The sequence below is a fragment of the Sanguibacter sp. HDW7 genome (assembly GCF_011300875.1).
Taxonomy (GTDB): domain Bacteria; phylum Actinomycetota; class Actinomycetes; order Actinomycetales; family Cellulomonadaceae; genus Flavimobilis.
Genome location: NZ_CP049862.1, coordinates 119,646 through 136,268, shown reverse-complemented (window position 1 = coordinate 136,268; position 16,623 = coordinate 119,646). Strand labels below are relative to the sequence as shown.

Genomic DNA, 16,623 nt, shown 5'->3' with positions numbered 1-16,623 from the left:
TCGCGTGCGGCCTGCGCACCGACGTCAGCCGAGATCGGTGCGCAGACCCCGCCACACCGGGTGGCGCAGGCTGCCCGTGCGGGTGCGCCCAGCATGCTCGACCTCGGCCGAGAACGGATGGCTGACCCACCGCGCGTCGCGGGCGACGTCGGACGGCACGTCGCCGAGCAGCGGCGCGCTCGCCTCGCCGGACCTGAGCGTCGAGGCGAGGCGCGCGAGCGCCGCGTCACGGAAGCCCGTGCCGACGCGACCGACGTACCGCAGACCGTCGCCGTCGCGCTCGGCGCCGTCACGCTCGGCGAGCAGCAGCGAGCCGAGCGTCGAGGCGCGGTCGCCCTCGCCGGGGGACCAGCCGACGACGAGCACGTCGGCGTGCTCGACGAGCTTGACCTTCCGCCAGTCCCGCGAGCGCCGTCCTGCCTGGTAGGTCGAGGTGCGGCGCTTGAGCACGAGCCCCTCGAGGCCGAGCTCGCGCGACGTCGCGAGGGCCTCGTCCCACGGCAGGTCGACGACGTCGGAGATCGCGATCCCACCGGTCGGCGTGAGCACGGTCGCGAGCGCCTCCCGCCGCGCGTCGTACGGGAGGCTCGTGAGGTCGCTGCCCGACGCCTCGAGCACGTCGAAGACGAGGAGCCCGACCGGCACGGAGCCGGGCGGGGGTGCGTCGTCAAGCCCGAGGCGGCTCTGGAGCAGCCCGAAGTCGGGGGCGCCCGTGGGGCCGAGCGCGACGGCCTCGCCGTCGAGGACCGCGGGGACGGGAACGGCCTCGAGGAGCGCGCGCAGCTCGGGCAACGACGCGGTGACGTCCGCGCCGGACCGGGTGCGGACCTCGATCCGGTCCGCGTCCGGATCCGTGGCGCACAGGACGCGCATACCGTCCCACTTCATCTCGACGGCCCACGGGCCGCCGGGCACGACCTCGTGCGCGAGGCGGCGCTGCTCGGCCTGCGTCGTCGGGCTCGCGAGCATGGGGCGCAGGTCGGCGAGCGACGGACCGGGGCCGGCGTGGGCGGGTGCGGCGCTGGCCGCGGCTGCGTTGGCCGCGGTGGCAGGCGCGCTGGCCGTGGCGGCGGGCCGGCGGCGGGCACCGCGACGGCGACGGGCGGGGTCGATGCGGTGAGCGAGCCACGTGTCGCCGTCAGTGCGGATGAGCGCGACGACGGGCGGCTGCGGCCCCCGTCCGTGGCGAGCCCGCCGCCCGACCGGCCCGAGAGCTCGACGATGACCTCGTCGTCGCGCAGCTTCTCGGCGACGTACGTTCCCGCGTCCCAGATGCGCACCTGGCCCGCGCCGTACTCCCCGCGCGGGATCGTGCCCTCGAACGAGCCGTAGTCGAGCGGGTGGTCCTCGGTCCGCACGGCAAGGTGGTTGCGCGCCGGGTCGGCCGGCGTGAGGCGGGGCAGCGCCCAGCTGAGCAGCACGCCGTCGTGCTCGAGGCGGAAGTCGTGGTGGTGGCGGCGCGCCCGATGGTCCTGGATGACGAACGTCGGGCGCGCGTCGGCCGTCGCGGTCGGGTCTGCGGACGCGTCCGGGTAGGGCTCGGGCGTGCGCGCGGGGTCGCGCTTGGCCCGGTACGTCGCGAGGCGGTCCGAAGTCCCCGACGGCGGTTCCACGTCCGCGGGCGAGTCGTCGTCCGCGCCCTCCGCGCGGGACGTCCCGCCCTCGCCCCCGCGCGAGCGGGAAGAGCGCGCCGCGGCACGCGGCGCGAGCGGCGCGAGCAGGTCACCCATCTCCTCGACGCGCCGGAGCACGTCCGCAGGCGTGAGGTGCGCGAGGTCGTCGTCGAGCTCGTCCCACGCGCGCGGCGCCGCGACCGTGGGCCGTGCGCGACCGCGCAACGAGTACGGGGTGACCGTCGTCTTCGCGCCGCTGTTCTGGCTCCAGTCGAGGAGCACCTTGCCCGCGCGCTCCGCCGTGCTCTGCGTGCTCACGACGAGCTTCGGCATCTCCTGCTCGAGCGTGCGCGCGAGCTCGTGCGCGATCTGCGAGACCTGGTCCGACGAGGCGGTGCCGTCGAGCCCCGCATACAGGTGGATACCCTTGGAGCCGCTCGTCACGGGCAGGATCGTCAGCCCCATGCCCTCGACGATCTCCCGGCATGCGCGCGCGACGACGACGCACTCGGGCAGGCCGGCGCCCGGGCCGGGGTCGAGGTCGAGGACGAGCCGGTCGGGGTGGTGGACGACGTCGCGGCCCTCGCCCTCGTCGAGCGCGACGCGCCACTGCGGGACGTGGAGCTCGAGCGCGGCGAGCTGGCCGAACCATGCGAGCATCGCGGGACCGTCCGCGGCGTCGAGGACGGGGTACGTCGTCGTGCGGCTCCGGTGGACGAGGTCGTGCGTGGGCACCCACTCGGGCGTGCCGTCGGGGAAGTTCTTCTGAAAGAACACCTCGCCCGGCTCGTCGGCCGTGCCGACGCCGTGCACCCAGCGCTTGAGCGTCACGGGCCGGTCGACGGCGTGCGGGAGCAGCACGGGGGCGACGGCGACGAGGTAGTCGACGACGTCGCGCTTCGTCGTGCCCATCACGGGGTAGAGGACCTTGTCGAGGTTGGTGAGCCGGAGGGCGGGCCGGCCGACCTTCGTCTGCGTGCCTGCCATCCACCCATGCTGCGCCCTGGTGTGATCTGGCGCACACTGGAGGGATGAGGGCGATCTGGAAGGGCACCATCGCGTTCGGGTTCGTGAGCGTGCCCGTGCGCGTCTTCAGCGCGACCGAGGAGCACAACGTGCCGCTCCACCAGGTGCACGACGCCGACGGCGGCCGCATCCGCTACCAGCGTCGCTGTGAGGTGTGCGGCGAGGTAGTCGACTACGACCACATCGACAAGGACTACGACGACGGCGAGCGCACCGTCGTCCTCACGCGCGACGAGCTCGGTTCATTGCCGTCCGAGCGCAGCCGTGAGATCGATGTGCTGAGCTTCGTGCCCTCGGAGCAGATCGACCCCATCCTCCTCGACCGCACGTACTTCCTCGAGGCGGACCCTGCGTCCCGCAAGCCGTACGCCCTCCTGCTCAAGGCCCTCGAGTCGACGGACCGCACCGCCGTCGCGCGGTTCGCCCTGTGGCAGCGCACGCGCCTGGCAGCGCTGCGGGCCCGCGGTGACATGCTCACGGTCCAGACGCTCCTGTGGCCGGACGAGGTGCGTGACCCGGGCGAGCTCGAGGGCCGCAAGGGCGCGCGCGTCTCGGCGAAGGAGCTCGAGATGGCGAAGTCGCTCGTCGAGTCGTACGCCGAGGACTTCGACCCGGACGCGGTGACCGACGACTACCAGGTCGAGCTACGCAAGCTCGTAGAGGCCAAGCTCTCCAAGGGGGAGACGCTCGACACCGCCGAGACGTTCGGTGAGACCGAGGACGGCGAGTCGGCGGACGTCGTGCCGCTCATGGAGGCGCTGCGGCGCAGCGTCGAGGCGGCCCGTTCGAAGCGCAAGGCCAGCTGAGTCCCGGTCACCCTGGGTCCGCGGCGCCCTGCCGCAGAGACGACGAGAGCCACCCCGCAGGGTGGCTCTCGGTCTGGTGCGCCCGGAGGGATTCGAACCCCCAACCTTCTGATCCGTAGTCAGATGCTCTATCCGTTGAGCTACGGGCGCATGGCTGCTCTCGCAAGCGGCCTCGTCGAGCATAGCCGCTGGGTGGCCGCGACGCGAAATCCTGTGGGCGTGGCACGTGCCACACGGGAACGTCGAAGGACCCCGGTCATCGACCGGGGTCCTTCGGAAGCGGAGACGGAGGGATTTGAACCCTCGAACGAGTTACCCCGTTACCACCTTAGCAGGGTGGCGCACTAGACCTGACTATGCGACGTCTCCAGGCCAGGACACTCTATCGGAGCCCTTCGCACCCTCCAAACCGAAACGGTCCCCCATCACGAACGACCCGTAGCGCTCCTGGAGGGTCAGCGTTCGACGAGCCACGAGCGGTCCGTGAGCATCCTGCCCACCGCGAGCCCGATCGCGAGCGCCACGACGACGAGCCCCGCATCCACCGCGTACGCCATCGCCTGGACCGTCGCCCCGTTGTTGAGGTGGTAGACCGCCCGGTAGGCGGCCGCGCCCGGCACCATGATGACGACGGCCGGCACGTAGACGGTGACACGCGGGACGTCGATCCGCGGAGCGGCCCACGCCGCGACGACACCGACGAGAAGCGCGGCGATCGCGGCACCCGCCTGCGGCGCGAGCCCCTCACCGACGAGCGTGAGGCGCACGACGTTCGCGACCATGCCGACGACGGCCGCCGTGAGCGCCATGCGCCACGGGCTGTTGAACATCAGCGCGAAGCCGAGCACGCCGAGGAAGCTCGCGACGAGCCTCAGGATCGTGAGGAGGACGAACGAGAGCTCCGGTGCGACCGCCGGGTCGGGAGCGACACCGACGAGCGCGGAGATGCCCCAGACCGCGAGGGCCGCGGACATGAGGATCATGAGCGCATAGACGAGGCGCGCGACCCCTGCAGAGAAGTCGAGCCGCGCGAGGTCGAGCGCGCCGGTGACGAGCGGGAAGCCCGGGACGAGGAAGAGCACCGCGGACACGTAGGCCGCCTCGTGGTTGACTGCCGTCGCCCCCGTCGCGAGCAGCACGGTCATGAGGCCGAGGTAGAGGGCGGACGCGAGCGCGGCCGCGACCATCGTCACCGCGAACTGGTTCATGCCCCGGTGCAGCAGCGCTCGTCGCAGCAGCTGGCCGAGCCCTGCTGCGACGAAGACTCCGGCGCACTCGATGGGCCCACCGTTGTTGAGGAACGCGAACGCGGCGCACGCGACGGCCGCGAAGAGGGCGTTGAGCCACGGCCCGTAGAGCGGCGCCTTCGCGCGGATGCGCGCGACGCCCTCCTCGAGCTGCTCGACGCTCGCACCCGCCGGAAGCGCGGAGACGAAGCGTTCGATCTCCATGAGCCGGTCGGCGTTGACGCCGACCTTGCGCATCTCGGTGACCTCGGTCCTGAAGATGGGGCCGCGATGGGACGTCGCGGTGATCTCGGTGAGCGTCACGTGGGCCTCGTGCCGATCCATGCCGAGCGCCTTGGCAGCGCGCGCCATCGTCGCCTTGACCCGGTAGCTCCCGGTCCCTCCCGACAGGCTCAGCCGGCCGAGGGCGAGGATCGCCCCGGACTGCCGGATGAGCCCGACGGGCTCGAGCTCGTTCTCCTGCGTCGTACCGTGCACGACCCCTCCTCCACGTCGACCGGGACCAGGGTGCCGTGCGGGCGGCTCGGCGCGTCAGGGCGTCCGAGCAGCGGCGCCCCGCACGATCGTGCCACGCCAGTTGCCATGTCGCGTGGGACGACGGACCTGCCCGACGACGACGGGGCCGCGCCCGGCTGGGCACGACCCCGTCGATCGGCGGAGGGCGAGGGATTCGAACCCCCGGTCCTTGCGGACAACGGTTTTCAAGACCGTCACATTAGGCCGCTCTGTCAGCCCTCCCGACGCCCCATTCTGGCACGTCCGCGAGGGCGGCACGTCAGGCCCACCAGTGGTCGGGGAGCCCGGGCGCGAGCACGGCGAGGCCGTACATGCGCGCGAGCTGCGCGGTCTGCTTCTCGTACGTGACGATCGTGTCGATCTCGGGGTCTGCGACGGCGACGCCCAGGTGCACGGCGTCGACCGACGGAACGACGCCACCGACCATCGCAGCGACGGGGAAGGCCTGGTCCGGGATGCGCAGGACCGTCAGCCGGTCGCCGAGCAGCCGGACGGAGTCACGAGCCTCCCACCCGAGGGGGATCGCGGCGCTCTTGGCGGCGCTCAGGCCCATCTCCGTGACGGCGACCTCGCCGGCGTGCTCGGAGAGCCACGCCCGCCAGGCCTCGGCGTGCTCGGCGGGACCGGGGTCCTCGCCGGGGAGGAACGGGTAGTCAGAGCCCACGACCGACAGCCGGAGCGCGGACCCGTCCGCGTAGTACACGACCCACACCTCCCCACGAGGCGCGCGACTCCGCGCGACCGAGCACAATCTACCGTCCCGCGCACGGTGCGGCAGCACGTGCGCCGCGGGTGCCGCTCGTGCTGCGCGCGGCCCACGGAGACCTACGACGACGAAGGCCCGCCGACCCCTCGGAGAAGGGTGGGCGGGCCTCCGGACGACGAGCCGCTCAGGCAGCGCGCAGGCGGGCCATCGCAAGCTGCACGAGCGCGATGAGCGTCTGCTTGGTCGCCGCGCGCGAGCGGGCGTCCGTGTAGAGCATCGGCACGTGGGCCGGCACCTGGAGCGCCTCGCGGACGTCCTCGAGGCGGTGCTTGGCGACGCCGTCGAAGCAGTTGACGCCGACGACGAACGGGATGCCCCGCGACTCGAAGTAGTCGACGGCCGGGAAGCACTGCTCGAGACGGTCCGTGTCGACGAGGACGACGGCACCGATCGCGCCGCGAACCAGGTCGTCCCACATGAAGAGGAAGCGGTCCTGACCCGGCGTGCCGAAGAGGTACAGCCACAGCGAGCTCGAGAGCTCGATGCGACCGAAGTCCATGGCGACGGTCGTCGTCGTCTTGCGGTCGGACACGCCACCCGCGTCGTCGACACCCACCGAGTGCTCGGTCATCGCGGCCTCGGTGTTGAGCGGCTCGATGTCGGAGATCGACCCGATGAAGGTCGTCTTGCCGACGGCGAAGCCACCCGCGACGACGATCTTCACAGCCGTAGGAGCCTGGTGCGCCGGTGCGCCGGACTCAGAGGGAGGAAATGCCATTGAGAACACTCTCCAGGACACTCAGGGACAGGGCAGGGTTCTGGTAGCCAGGCTGACCGTGCCCCGTGTGGACGTTGACGGGTGCGGACGTGTGCACGGTGAGAAAACCGTCGTCGGCCAGGTCCGAGATGACGATGCGGACCACGCCGATGGGGAGACGCACGAGGGCGGAGAGCTCAGCGACGGAGACGTAGTTCGTCGCCGCGTGCTTGAGGATCTCGCGCTTCTCGGGGGTGAGCCCGCGACCGTTGACGGACGCAGGCGTCGCCTCGACGAGCGCCTCGAGGGGGAGGTCGGACGTCGCCGACCTCACACGTCCACCGGTCACGGCGTAGGGCCGGACGGTGGAGTGCTCCACCTCGTTGTCGAAACTGCTCATGGCGTCATCACCTCATCAGCTCTGGGGCAGGGTAGCGCCGTTGACGGGCAGGTTACCGCGCATCTCGGAGATGAGCTGCGGGGTGAGCGTCGCCTCGGTCCGCGAGACGAGCAGGGCCATCTCGTAGCCGATGAGGCCGACGTCGCACGTCGCGTCGGCGACGGCTCCGAGGACGGACCCGTTGGAGACGTTCATGAGGAACATGAAGGCGTCATCCATCTCGATGATCGACTGGCGGACGTTACCCGAGTTGAGCTGGCGCGCGGCACCGCGCGTGAGGCTCGACATGCCCGACACGATCGCCGCGAGCTGGTCGCCCGACGTGCGGTCAAGGTCCTCGGACATCGCCATGAGCAGGCCGTCGGCGGAGACGACAAGCGTGTGGCGGACGCCGGCGACGGTCTTGACGAAGTTGTCGAGCAGCCAGCCGAAGTTGGTTGCCTCGGAGCTGATGGTCACGGAATCTCCTTGTGCCGGCGTCAGTACGACTGCGGTGCGTGGTCGGGAACGGTGGTGGTCGGTTCGGGCTCGTCGCCCGCACCGTCCTGGCGACCACGGGTGGTCGCGCTCATGAAGGACGAGAGCCGGGAGCGAAGCTCGACCGCGTCGCGGCTGATCTTCGTCTCTTCGGGCTTGTCCTGCTCGGCATCGGCCGGAGCCTCGGCGCGGACGCGCTTGGTGAGGCTCGGGCCCTTGGCCGAGAGGTCCTGGTTGGGCCGGTAGGACGAGAGCTGGCTGAGCTCGGAGAGCGCCTGCTCCTGGATCCCGGCCTGCAGCGCGAGTCGCGCTGTGAGATCCGCGTCGAACGCGAGCGTCGGTCCGCCCCAGGCCTCCTCCGCCGGTGCGGCGAACTGCTCGGGAGCAGCCTGCGCAGCCGGTGCGTCGGACACGGGGAACGCGTCGCCGGCGGGGAAGCTGTGCTGGATCTGCGGGGCACGGTACGAGAAGCCCGACGACGGGGACTCGGCAGGCTGGCTGGCCGCGGGAGCCTCGGGCGCGCCCCACGCCTCCTGCGCGGGAGCGCCCCAGGCGGGGCTGGCCTCGGGGGCGGCGGGGGCCGCCGACTCCGGGGCGTTCTTCCGCTTGAACAGACGACCGAAGAGACCCTTGCGCTCCTCGACGGCCGGCTGCGAGGCGGCGGCCGGCTGGCCGAGAACGTCGGAGAAGCTCGGGAGCTCGGTGCCACCGGGCGTCACCGCGTAGGGCGCGAACGCACCGGCACCCTGGTCGCTCGTCGCACCCCAGGCAGGCGTCGCGGGCTCGTCAGCGGGAGCGGGGGCGTAGCCGTCGGGTGCGTAGCCGTCGGGAGCGGGGGCGTAGCCGTCGGGAGCAGCCTCATACTGCTCCGGCTCGGCCTCGACCGACACGTAGGCATCGGTCCCGGCGGTGAGCTCCGGAGCCGCGAGCTCGGGCACGTAGCCGTCGTGGACCGCGGGAACCTCGTCGATGAGGCCCGGGATCTCGGGCTCGACGTAGACCTCGGGCTCGACGTACGCGACAGGCTCCTCGTAGGCGACAGGCTCGACAACCTCGTGCGGGGTGGCAACACCCCAGGCCGGGGCGACAGGAGCCTCGTCGACGTAGCGCGCATAGCGCCCACGGCGGACGGGGGCGTCGTCCTCGGGGAGCTCGGCAGCCGAGGCGATCGAGCCGACGTGCGCACCGAGCGAACGCAGACGCTGGAGCAGCTCGTCGTCGTGCCCGACGGGAGCCGCGGGCTCGGGAGCGGCCCACTGCTCGGCGACGGGCGCGTCCCACTGCTCGGCAGAAGGCGCGGCCCACTGCTCAGCGACGGGAGCGGCCCACTGCTCAGCGACAGGTGCCACCCACTGCTCGGCGGGAGCGGCCTGCTGCTCGACAGCGTGCGCAGACGGCGCGGACGGGGCCCAGGGCTCTGCCGTCCCGAGGTCGAGCGCACCTGCGGGCATCGTCGGCGTCCAGGCCTCGTGGCCAGCGGGCGAGCCGCCGTCGAACCCGGGGATCTCGTCGTCGAGGACGAGCTCGGGGACGACGAGCTCGGGCTCCTGCGCGGCCACGGCCTCGGCCGCGACGTCGCCCACGGGTGCGGCGCCGCCCGCGGCGTGCGCCTGCTCCATGAACTCGATCGAACGACGTGTACGGAAGCTCGAGAAGACTGCGGCACGCGCGGGCACGGCATCGCTGACCGGGTCGGTAGCCGGCAGCGGGGCCGGCGACTCGAGCGCAGCCGGGCTCTCGCTGCGCGAGCGAGTGGGCAGGCCTGCGCCGCCGCGCGACGGCAGCACGCCGGGCGTGATGTCCGCCTGCGGCGGCATCCAGCTCTCCGCGGACGCCGCGAACTCGGCGGGCAGCGCAGGTGCGACGGTCTCCGGGAGGACGATCGCGGACTCGTCGAGACCACCCGAGAGGGTGACGCTCGGCGCCGCGGAGTCGGCGTCGACGCGTGTGCGTCGACGCGGCATGCCCATCGAGGTGGCACCGTCGGTGAGGGCGTCGAGGTCGACGGGCACGGCGACGGGAGCCTCAGGCTCGGGCAGCGTGCCGCGCCGCGGGGCCAGCGGGGTGCTGCCCGCCGCGACCTCGGGTCCGACCCACGCCTCCGTGGCCTCCTGCGTCGACTTGCTCAGCGGGTCGACGGGGGCGTCGAGCGGGACCTCGGACTCGGCGAGGAAGAGCGCACGCGCGAACGCGACACGCACGACCGTGCCGGTGCCGTCGCTGGCCGCCACGAAGCGGACCGTCGCGCCGAGCTTGTACGCCAGACGGCCGACGACGTAGAGGCCGAGGCGCTGCGCACCGACGATCTCGCTCGCGGCATAGGTCGCGGCCTTCTCGTTGGCCTCGTCGATCTCCTCGGCGGACATGCCGAGGCCCTGGTCCTCGATGACGACGTTCACCCAGCGGGTGTCTTCGTTCACGGAGACGACGATGGGGGTTCCGGGCTCGGAGAAGACGGTCGCGTTCTCGAGGAGCTCGGCGAGCAGGTGCGCCGCGGGGAGCGCGTTGTGACCGAGCATGAGCGGGTCGGTGCCGAGGTCGAGCTGGACGCGGTCGTACTGCTCGATCTCCGAGGATGCGGTACGGACGACGTCCGAGAGGGGCATCGGCTGGCGCACACGACGGCCGGAGTCGATGCCGGCGAGGACGAGGAGGGACTCCGCGTTACGACGCATTCGCGTGGCGAGGTGGTCGAGCCGGAAGAGGTTGGAGAGAGTGTTCGGGTCTTCCTCGGACCGCTCGAGCTCATCGAGGAAGACGAGCTGGCGGTTGAGGAGCACCTGGTCGCGACGGGCGACGTTGATGAACATCTCCGCGATGGAGCCACGGAGGAGCGCCTGCTCTCGTGCGACGCGGAGCGTCACCTCATTGACCTCGTTGAACGCGGTCGCGAGCTGTCCGATCTCGTCGCGCGAGGTGACCTTGATGGGGTCGACGACGACGTCGGGGCCCTTACCGGGCTCGGCGACCTGGTCGACGATGCGCGGCAGCTCGTCACGGATCTTGCCGGCGGCGTCACGGAGCGCACGGAGCGGGTCGGCGATCGTCCGGGCGACGAGGAAGGCGATGACGAGGGTGACGGCAAGTGCAACGAGGATCGCGACGAGCGTGATGACGAGCTCGCGGAGCGCTGCGTTCTCGGCATCGGCCGCCACGCCGGACATGGCAGTGGAGACCGTCTGCCGGACCTCGTCGATCGCCTTGATCTGCTCGGCGGAGGACTCGGCCCAGACAGCGATGGCCGACTGGCCGGCGGACGCGATGTTTCCGTCACGGAGCGCGTTGTGGACCTGCGTGTAGTAGAACGCCTCGGTCGGAACCTTGAGGCCCGACGCCTCTCCGGTGATCTGCGCGAGCAGCGCGTCGGCCTGGTTCTGGATGGCGCCGACGTTGCTCGCGAAGAGCGCGACGCTGCGCTTCTGTCCCTCAGTGAGCTCGTCGACCGCGTCGAGCGCGATCTGGTTGCTGCCGAGGACCGACTCGAGCTGCACGGCGTCGTGGAGTCGGTTGAGCGCGCCGTACGCGGCGACGTAGGACGCGAGCTTGCGGTCGTCGAGCACGTTCGCGAGAACGTCGACGAGGTCGAGCTGCGGCTCGATCATCAGGGTGTACCGCGCCTGGATCGTCGGCGCGTGGAGCGGGGTCGCGGCGAGGGCCGCGCGGGCGTTGCCCATCTTCGAGTCGCTCCGGGCGTCGATCGACGCCGCGAGGGCTGCGCGAGTGTCCTCGCTGTCAGTGTCGAGCTCGGCACCCTGCATGGCGCTGTTGAAGGCGGCGCGGGCGGTGTCGGTGAGCACCTTCGCCTCCTCCAGAGAGGCCTTGAGCTCCGTGGACGACGCGGAGCCCGCGTAGGCGAGGCGCATCGCGGTGTCGCGCTCGTTCTGCACTGCGGCGATGAAGCGTTCCTGGCCCGCGACGAGCGAGGTGAAGCGGCTCTGGAGGTCTGCCTGGTTGTAGGTGTTGATCGCACGCAGCGACAGGAGGCCGAACGCGACGATGAGCACGAGGACCGGCACGCCGAGCGTTGCCAGGATCTTCCCGCGCACCCCAAGTCTGCGGAGCATCGGTGCCTCTCTCGTTCGTCCAAGTCCGAGTGCCGTCGGTGTATCGGCCTTCGGGAGCTGCGTGTGTCGGCATGACCACCACAGGTCTTCGTGCTAGATGGCATCGGCATCCAGCCCGCCTACCTTAACGGAGAAGAGCAAGACCGTTCTGCGACGGCTGTGACGACAGTAGAGTCGACGCCGTGCGCATTATCGCCATCGATCCCGGCGACGGGACAGCCCCTGCCCGACTGGCGGACGCCACGGCGCCCGTGCCCGACGTCCGTGCAGGTGACGTGCGTGTGCGCGTCGGAGCGGCCGGGGTGAACCCGGCGGACGCGCTCCAGGTGCGCGGTCTGTACCCACGCCCGCCGGGCGCGCCTGAGTGGCCCGGCCTTGAGGTCGCGGGCACGGTGGTCGAGGTCGGCGGCGGGGTGGTGGGCCTCCGGACGGGTGACCGCGTGGCTGCGCTCCTGCCCGGCGGCGGGTACGCCGAGGAGGTCGTCGTTCCTGCAGGTCATGCGTTGATCGTCCCGGCGGGTCTCGATGACGCGCACGCCGCGGCGCTGCCCGAAGGCCTCTGCACGGCATGGTCGTCGCTGGTCGATGTCGGTCGCCTCACACCGGGGTCGACCGTGCTCGTGCACGGGGGCGCAGGCGGCGTCGGGTCGCTCGCAGCCCAGCTCGCGCTCGTGCTCGGGTGCCGCGTCGTCACGACGGCCCGCGGAACCGCGCGGGTCGCGGCGGTTCGCGAGCTGCTCTCCCCCGCGCTCGCGCACGCTCGCGCGCACGGGGCCGGGGACGACGCGCTCACCGTCCTCGACCGCGAGACCGACGACTTCGTCGAGGCCGCGACGGCGCTCGGCGGCGCGGACGTCACTCTCGACGTCGTCGGCGCCGCGAACCTCGGGCGCAACGTGGGCGCGCTCGCGCGCGACGGCCGGCTCGTCGTCATCGGGCTGCTCAAGGGCCGTCGGGGCGAGCTCGACCTCGGCGAGCTGCTCGCCCGCCGCGGCACGGTCGTCGGGACGACGCTGCGCTCGCGCACCGACGACGAGAAGACGGCGATCGTCGACGACGTCCGCGAGCACGTGTGGCCGCTCGTGGCCACCGGTGCCGTCCGGTCGCGCGTGCACGCCCGGGTGCCGTTCGAGCGCGCCGCCGAGGCGCTCGAGATGCTCGCGTCGGGCGAGGTCGTCGGCAAGGTCGTCCTCGTTCCCTGACGGGTCCGGGCCGGCCGGCGGCGCCCCTCGAGGGGCGGCGCGTCTCACCCGCGCACCCCCGGAACCGTCCCAGTCACTGGGATTCTGCCTGCGCACCCACGCTCCGCCACCCGAGCCGGCGCGGCACCGCGCACGTCCGTGGCCGTGGTGCGTGCGCACCACGGCCACGGACGGCGACGCCTCACCCCTTGACGGAGCCCGCGAGCAGGCCGCGGACGAAGTACCGCTGGAGCGACAGGAAGACGATGACCGGGACGATCATCGCGATGAACGCTCCCGCCGAGAGCAGGAACCAGTCGGAGCCCCGGGTGCCGACCATCTCCGCGAGGCGCACCGTGAGCGGCGCGACCGCGGCGCGTCCGCCCGAGAAGGTGAGCGACACGAGCAGGTCGTTCCACACCCAGAGGAACTGGAAGATGCCGAACGACGCGATCGCCGGCACGAGCAGCGGGAGCAGCACACGGAAGAAGATCTTCACGTGCCCCGCGCCGTCGACCCGGGCGGCCTCGACGAGAGAGGCGGGGATCTCCTTCATGAAGTTGTGCAGGAGGAAGATCGCGAGCGGCAGCGCGAACATCGTGTGCGAGAGCCACACCGGCCAGAACGACCGTCCGATGCCCCAGCTCACGTACTGGGTGAGCAGCGGGATGAGCGTCACCTGGATCGGCACGATCTGCAGCGCGAAGATCGCGACGAAGAGCACGTCGCGGCCACGGAAGGGGATCCAGGCGAAGGCGTACGCGGCGAGCAGCGCGATCGAGATCGGGATGATGACCGACGGGAGCGAGATGACGACGGAGTTGACGAGGTAGGTCGCCATGTCGTTCCCGCCGCCGAAGAGCGCCTGGTCGTAGTTGTCGAGCGTGAAGTTCGGGCTCGTGAAGACGTTCCACCAGCCGTCGCGCTTGATGTCCTTCTCGGGCCTGAACGACGTGACGAGGAGCCCGACCGTCGGGATCGTCCAGAGGAAGGCGATGAGGATCGCCGCAAGGGACGCCCACGGGCTCTGGAAGCCCTTGCGCAGACGGCGCGCACGCCGGGTCACGGTCGAGTCGGTCGCGGCGGTCAGCGTCGTCGGGGCTGTGGCACCGTCCGCCTCGGGAACGGCACTCTGGGTGACCTCGTCACCGGTCGTCGGGAAGCTGTCGGCGGTCATCGGATCTCCTCCACCTTCCGCATCTGGCGGACGTTGTACACGATGAGCGGGATGACGAAGATGAAGAGGAGCACCGCGAGCGCGGCCCCCATCCCCTTGTCGTTGAACTTGAAGCTCTGCATGTAGAACTCGTTCGCGACGACGGAGGTACCGAAGTTCCCGGCGGTCATCGTGCGCACGATGTCGAACACCTTGAGCGTGGCCATGGCGATCGTCGTGAGGACGACGACGAGCGCAGGCCGGATGCTCGGCACGGTGATGTAGCGGAACATCCCGAAGCCGTACAGCCCGTCGAGGCGGGCCGCCTCGACGATGTCGTCGGGGATCGCCTTGATCGACGCCGAGAGGATGGTCATCGCGAACCCGGCCTGGATCCACACCATGACGATGATGAGGAAGAGCGTGTTGAGCGGTTGGTTGAGCAAGAACTGCTGCGGCTCGAGCCCTACCCAGACGAGCACCTGGTTGAGCAGTCCGATCTGGTTGGCGCTCGCCTCGCGGTACTCGTAGACAAACTTCCAGATGACCGAGGCCCCGACCATGGAGATCGCCATCGGCAGGAAGACGAGGGACTTGGCGGCCTTCTCGAACCGGGTGCGGTCGACGAGCACGGCGTAGACCAGACCGATGAGGGTCGAGAGCAGGGGAACGAGCACGACCCAGATGATCGTGTTGCGGAGCACGACCTGGAAGTCAGGGTCGGTGAAAGCACGCACGTAGTTGTCGAGGCCGATGAAGTTCTGGCCCCGCTTGTCGTAGAACGAGCCCTTGGTCGTCGAGAGCGCCGGGTAGACGAGGCCGAAGCCCACGAGCAGGAGCGCCGGTCCCGCGAACGCGCCGGCGACGAGCCAGTTGCGCGTCCTCCTGGGGCGGTCGACGAGCCACAGAAGGAGCGCCATGACGCCGACGAAGAGCAGCACGGCGACGATCATGACGGTGAACTTCTGCATCGGGCTCTCGGCCACGAGGAGGAAGTTGCGCACCTCTCCCCACAGCCAGGAGAAGTAGTACTGCACATATTCGATGGTGCTCAACTGGTGCCTCCAGCTCGGGCTTCATTGACCGATACGGCAGGACGGCCCGCACCGCGTGCGGTGCGGGCTCGCCCCCGGATGGCTGACGGTCCGGGGCCGACCGCGTGCGGCGCGGCCCCGGACCTACATCATCCCTGCGTCACGGCCAGGTCTTCTCGATCGCGTCCGCGACCGCCTGCGACGACTTGTCCTCGGAGAAGAACTTCACCATCTCCTTCCAGAAGGAGCCGGCGCCGACCTCGGCCGGCATGAGGTCGGAGGCGTCGAACCGGATGACCGAGTTCTTGTCACCGAGCACGCTCGCGGCGAGCTTGTCGAAGTCGGTCGCGAGGTTGTTGACGTCGAGGCCGGAGTTGGCCGAGACCCAGCCGCCGCCCTCGGTGGCCTTGGCCTTCGCGTTGGCCCAGGTGTCCGAGGCGAGGAATGCCTGGAAGGCCGCGACCTCAGGAGCGTCACGGAAGGCCGCGACGAACTCGCCACCGCCGAGGACCGGCTTGTCGTCAGCGGTCTTGCCCGGGAGGTAGAACGCGAAGACGTCGCCGTCCTCCGCGACCGTCGTGCCCTTCGGCCAGTTGTTCTGGTAGAAGTTGGCGGCGCGGTGGAGGAAGCACTTCGGCGCAGCGCCTTCCTCGGGGATGATCGGGAGGCCACCGTCGGTCCACGGCGTCGTCGCGATGCTCTTGACGTCACCGAAGCCGCCGTTGACGCGGGCCGGGTCCTTGAGGATGGCACCGACGGCGTCGAGGGCCGCGACCACCTGCGGGTCGTTGAACGGGATCTCGTGGGAGACCCACTTGTCGTAGACGTCGGGGCCCGCGGTGCGGAGCATGACGTCCTCGACCCAGTCGGTCGCCGGCCAACCGGTCGCGCCACCCGACTCGATGCCCGCGCACCACGGCTTGGAGTCGGGGTAGTCGGCGGCGATCTTGTCGGTGAGGGCAAGCATCTCGTCCCACGTCGTGGGGATCGCGTAGCCCTTCTCCGTGAAGATGCCCGGGTTGTACCAGACGAAGGACTTCATGTTGGCGCCGAGCGGCGCGGCGTAGAAGGTGCCGTCAACCGTGCCGTAGTCCTTCCACGACGGGGAGAAGAACTTGTCGACGTTCGCGGCGGTGCCCTCGGACGCGGCGATGACCTTGCCCGGGTAGTTCGCCACGAGGGTCTTGAGGAGGCCCGGCTGCGGCAGGTACGCGATGTCGGGGGCGTTGCCCGCCTCGATGCGGATCGGGAGCTGGTCCTCGAACTCGCGCGAACCCTCGTAGTCGATCGTCGCGCCGGTGCACTCCTCGAACTGCTTGTAGGACTCCTTCTGGTCCTCGCCCTCGAGCTCGACGATCGACGTGTAGATCGAGACCGTCTTGCCGGACAGGTCGCCGTAGACGGCGTAGTCCTCACAGCCGGGCTTGACGTCGGCGGTCGGGGCGGCGCTGCCGGTGCCGGTCCCCGTGCCCGTCGTCTTGCCCGGGTCGGCCGGGTCGGGTGCGCAGGCGCTAAGCGCCAGCAGCAGGCTTGCGGCGATCGCCGAGACGGCGATCGTGGACTTCCTCGTGCTCATCGTTGAGTCTCCTCCATGGAAGGGGTGTGCCAGCTCCAGCAGCGCCACCATCGTGGGAGCGCTA

General features: G+C 70.9%; 13 protein-coding genes and 3 tRNA genes. 2 read left to right on the top strand and 14 right to left on the bottom strand.

The window, feature by feature from the left end; all coding sequences use genetic code 11:
• Positions 1-24: 24 nt before the first annotated feature.
• Positions 25-969: a hypothetical protein gene (locus tag G7063_RS15485; RefSeq protein WP_370520727.1), complete on the bottom strand. Its 945-nt coding sequence runs from the start codon at positions 967-969 to the stop codon at positions 25-27.
• Entirely contained in the window at positions 885-2,600 is a 1,716-nt protein-coding gene (gene ligD / locus G7063_RS00605) for a non-homologous end-joining DNA ligase (RefSeq protein ID WP_370520726.1), read from the bottom strand. The genes G7063_RS15485 and ligD overlap by 85 nt, the downstream gene beginning before the upstream one ends.
• 44 nt (positions 2,601-2,644) lie before the next feature.
• Here ligD and G7063_RS00600 point away from each other — a divergent pair, with 44 nt between their 5' ends.
• Positions 2,645-3,445, top strand: a complete 801-nt coding sequence (locus tag G7063_RS00600) for a Ku protein (RefSeq protein WP_166412609.1) — start codon at positions 2,645-2,647, stop codon at positions 3,443-3,445.
• A 74-nt stretch (positions 3,446-3,519) separates the two neighbouring features.
• Here G7063_RS00600 and G7063_RS00595 read toward each other — a convergent pair.
• The 9 genes from G7063_RS00595 to G7063_RS00555 all read right to left on the bottom strand — a co-directional run bounded on the left by G7063_RS00595 (position 3,520) and on the right by G7063_RS00555 (position 11,612).
• Positions 3,520-3,595, bottom strand: a tRNA-Arg gene (locus tag G7063_RS00595).
• 130 nt (positions 3,596-3,725) lie between these two features.
• Positions 3,726-3,814: transfer RNA gene (locus G7063_RS00590), tRNA-Ser, on the bottom strand.
• Positions 3,815-3,900: 86 nt separating this feature from the next.
• Positions 3,901-5,169, bottom strand: a complete 1,269-nt coding sequence (locus G7063_RS00585; protein WP_166412608.1) for a threonine/serine exporter ThrE family protein — start codon at positions 5,167-5,169, stop codon at positions 3,901-3,903.
• Between the two features lie 178 nt (positions 5,170-5,347).
• Positions 5,348-5,430: transfer RNA gene (locus tag G7063_RS00580), tRNA-Ser, on the bottom strand.
• 37 nt (positions 5,431-5,467) lie between these two features.
• Complete coding sequence (locus G7063_RS00575) at positions 5,468-5,911, bottom strand: hypothetical protein (protein ID WP_166412607.1); 444 nt, start codon at positions 5,909-5,911, stop codon at positions 5,468-5,470.
• A gap of 187 nt (positions 5,912-6,098) precedes the next feature.
• Positions 6,099-6,692, bottom strand: coding sequence for an ATP/GTP-binding protein (locus G7063_RS00570; protein WP_166412606.1), 594 nt, complete (start codon positions 6,690-6,692; stop codon positions 6,099-6,101).
• Positions 6,673-7,071 carry a DUF742 domain-containing protein gene (locus tag G7063_RS00565; RefSeq protein ID WP_166412605.1) on the bottom strand — a complete coding sequence of 133 codons (399 nt, stop codon included), beginning with the start codon at positions 7,069-7,071 and terminating at the stop codon, positions 6,673-6,675. The genes G7063_RS00570 and G7063_RS00565 overlap by 20 nt, the downstream gene beginning before the upstream one ends.
• A gap of 15 nt (positions 7,072-7,086) precedes the next feature.
• Positions 7,087-7,524, bottom strand: a complete 438-nt coding sequence (locus G7063_RS00560; RefSeq protein ID WP_370520748.1) for a roadblock/LC7 domain-containing protein — start codon at positions 7,522-7,524, stop codon at positions 7,087-7,089.
• Between the two features lie 26 nt (positions 7,525-7,550).
• Positions 7,551-11,612: an ATP-binding protein gene (locus G7063_RS00555; RefSeq protein ID WP_166412603.1), complete on the bottom strand. Its 4,062-nt coding sequence runs from the start codon at positions 11,610-11,612 to the stop codon at positions 7,551-7,553.
• A 182-nt stretch (positions 11,613-11,794) separates the two neighbouring features.
• Here G7063_RS00555 and G7063_RS00550 point away from each other — a divergent pair, with 182 nt between their 5' ends.
• Positions 11,795-12,814, top strand: coding sequence for an NAD(P)H-quinone oxidoreductase (locus G7063_RS00550; protein ID WP_240916141.1), 1,020 nt, complete (start codon positions 11,795-11,797; stop codon positions 12,812-12,814).
• A gap of 181 nt (positions 12,815-12,995) precedes the next feature.
• Here the strand turns inward: G7063_RS00550 and G7063_RS00545 are convergent, their stop codons facing one another.
• The 3 genes from G7063_RS00545 to G7063_RS00535 form a co-directional block, all read right to left on the bottom strand.
• Positions 12,996-13,970 carry a carbohydrate ABC transporter permease gene (locus tag G7063_RS00545; RefSeq protein ID WP_166412602.1) on the bottom strand — a complete coding sequence of 325 codons (975 nt, stop codon included), beginning with the start codon at positions 13,968-13,970 and terminating at the stop codon, positions 12,996-12,998.
• Positions 13,967-14,902, bottom strand: coding sequence for a carbohydrate ABC transporter permease (locus G7063_RS00540; RefSeq protein WP_166415126.1), 936 nt, complete (start codon positions 14,900-14,902; stop codon positions 13,967-13,969). Before G7063_RS00540 ends, G7063_RS00545 begins: the two co-directional genes overlap by 4 nt.
• Positions 14,903-15,143: 241 nt before the next feature.
• Positions 15,144-16,559: an ABC transporter substrate-binding protein gene (locus G7063_RS00535; protein ID WP_166412601.1), complete on the bottom strand. Its 1,416-nt coding sequence runs from the start codon at positions 16,557-16,559 to the stop codon at positions 15,144-15,146.
• Between the last annotated feature and the right edge of the window lie 64 nt (positions 16,560-16,623).

Coding starts and splice junctions, on each gene's coding strand:
- G7063_RS15485 (WP_370520727.1), bottom strand. CDS start 969: ATGCTCGCGAGCCCGACGACGCAGGCCGAGCAGCGCCGCCTCGCGCAC.
- ligD (WP_370520726.1), bottom strand. CDS start 2,600: ATGGCAGGCACGCAGACGAAGGTCGGCCGGCCCGCCCTCCGGCTCACC.
- G7063_RS00600 (WP_166412609.1), top strand. CDS start 2,645: ATGAGGGCGATCTGGAAGGGCACCATCGCGTTCGGGTTCGTGAGCGTG.
- G7063_RS00570 (WP_166412606.1), bottom strand. CDS start 6,692: ATGGCATTTCCTCCCTCTGAGTCCGGCGCACCGGCGCACCAGGCTCCT.
- G7063_RS00565 (WP_166412605.1), bottom strand. CDS start 7,071: ATGAGCAGTTTCGACAACGAGGTGGAGCACTCCACCGTCCGGCCCTAC.
- G7063_RS00555 (WP_166412603.1), bottom strand. CDS start 11,612: ATGCTCCGCAGACTTGGGGTGCGCGGGAAGATCCTGGCAACGCTCGGC.
- G7063_RS00545 (WP_166412602.1), bottom strand. CDS start 13,970: ATGACCGCCGACAGCTTCCCGACGACCGGTGACGAGGTCACCCAGAGT.
- G7063_RS00540 (WP_166415126.1), bottom strand. CDS start 14,902: ATGATCGTCGCCGTGCTGCTCTTCGTCGGCGTCATGGCGCTCCTTCTG.
- G7063_RS00535 (WP_166412601.1), bottom strand. CDS start 16,559: ATGAGCACGAGGAAGTCCACGATCGCCGTCTCGGCGATCGCCGCAAGC.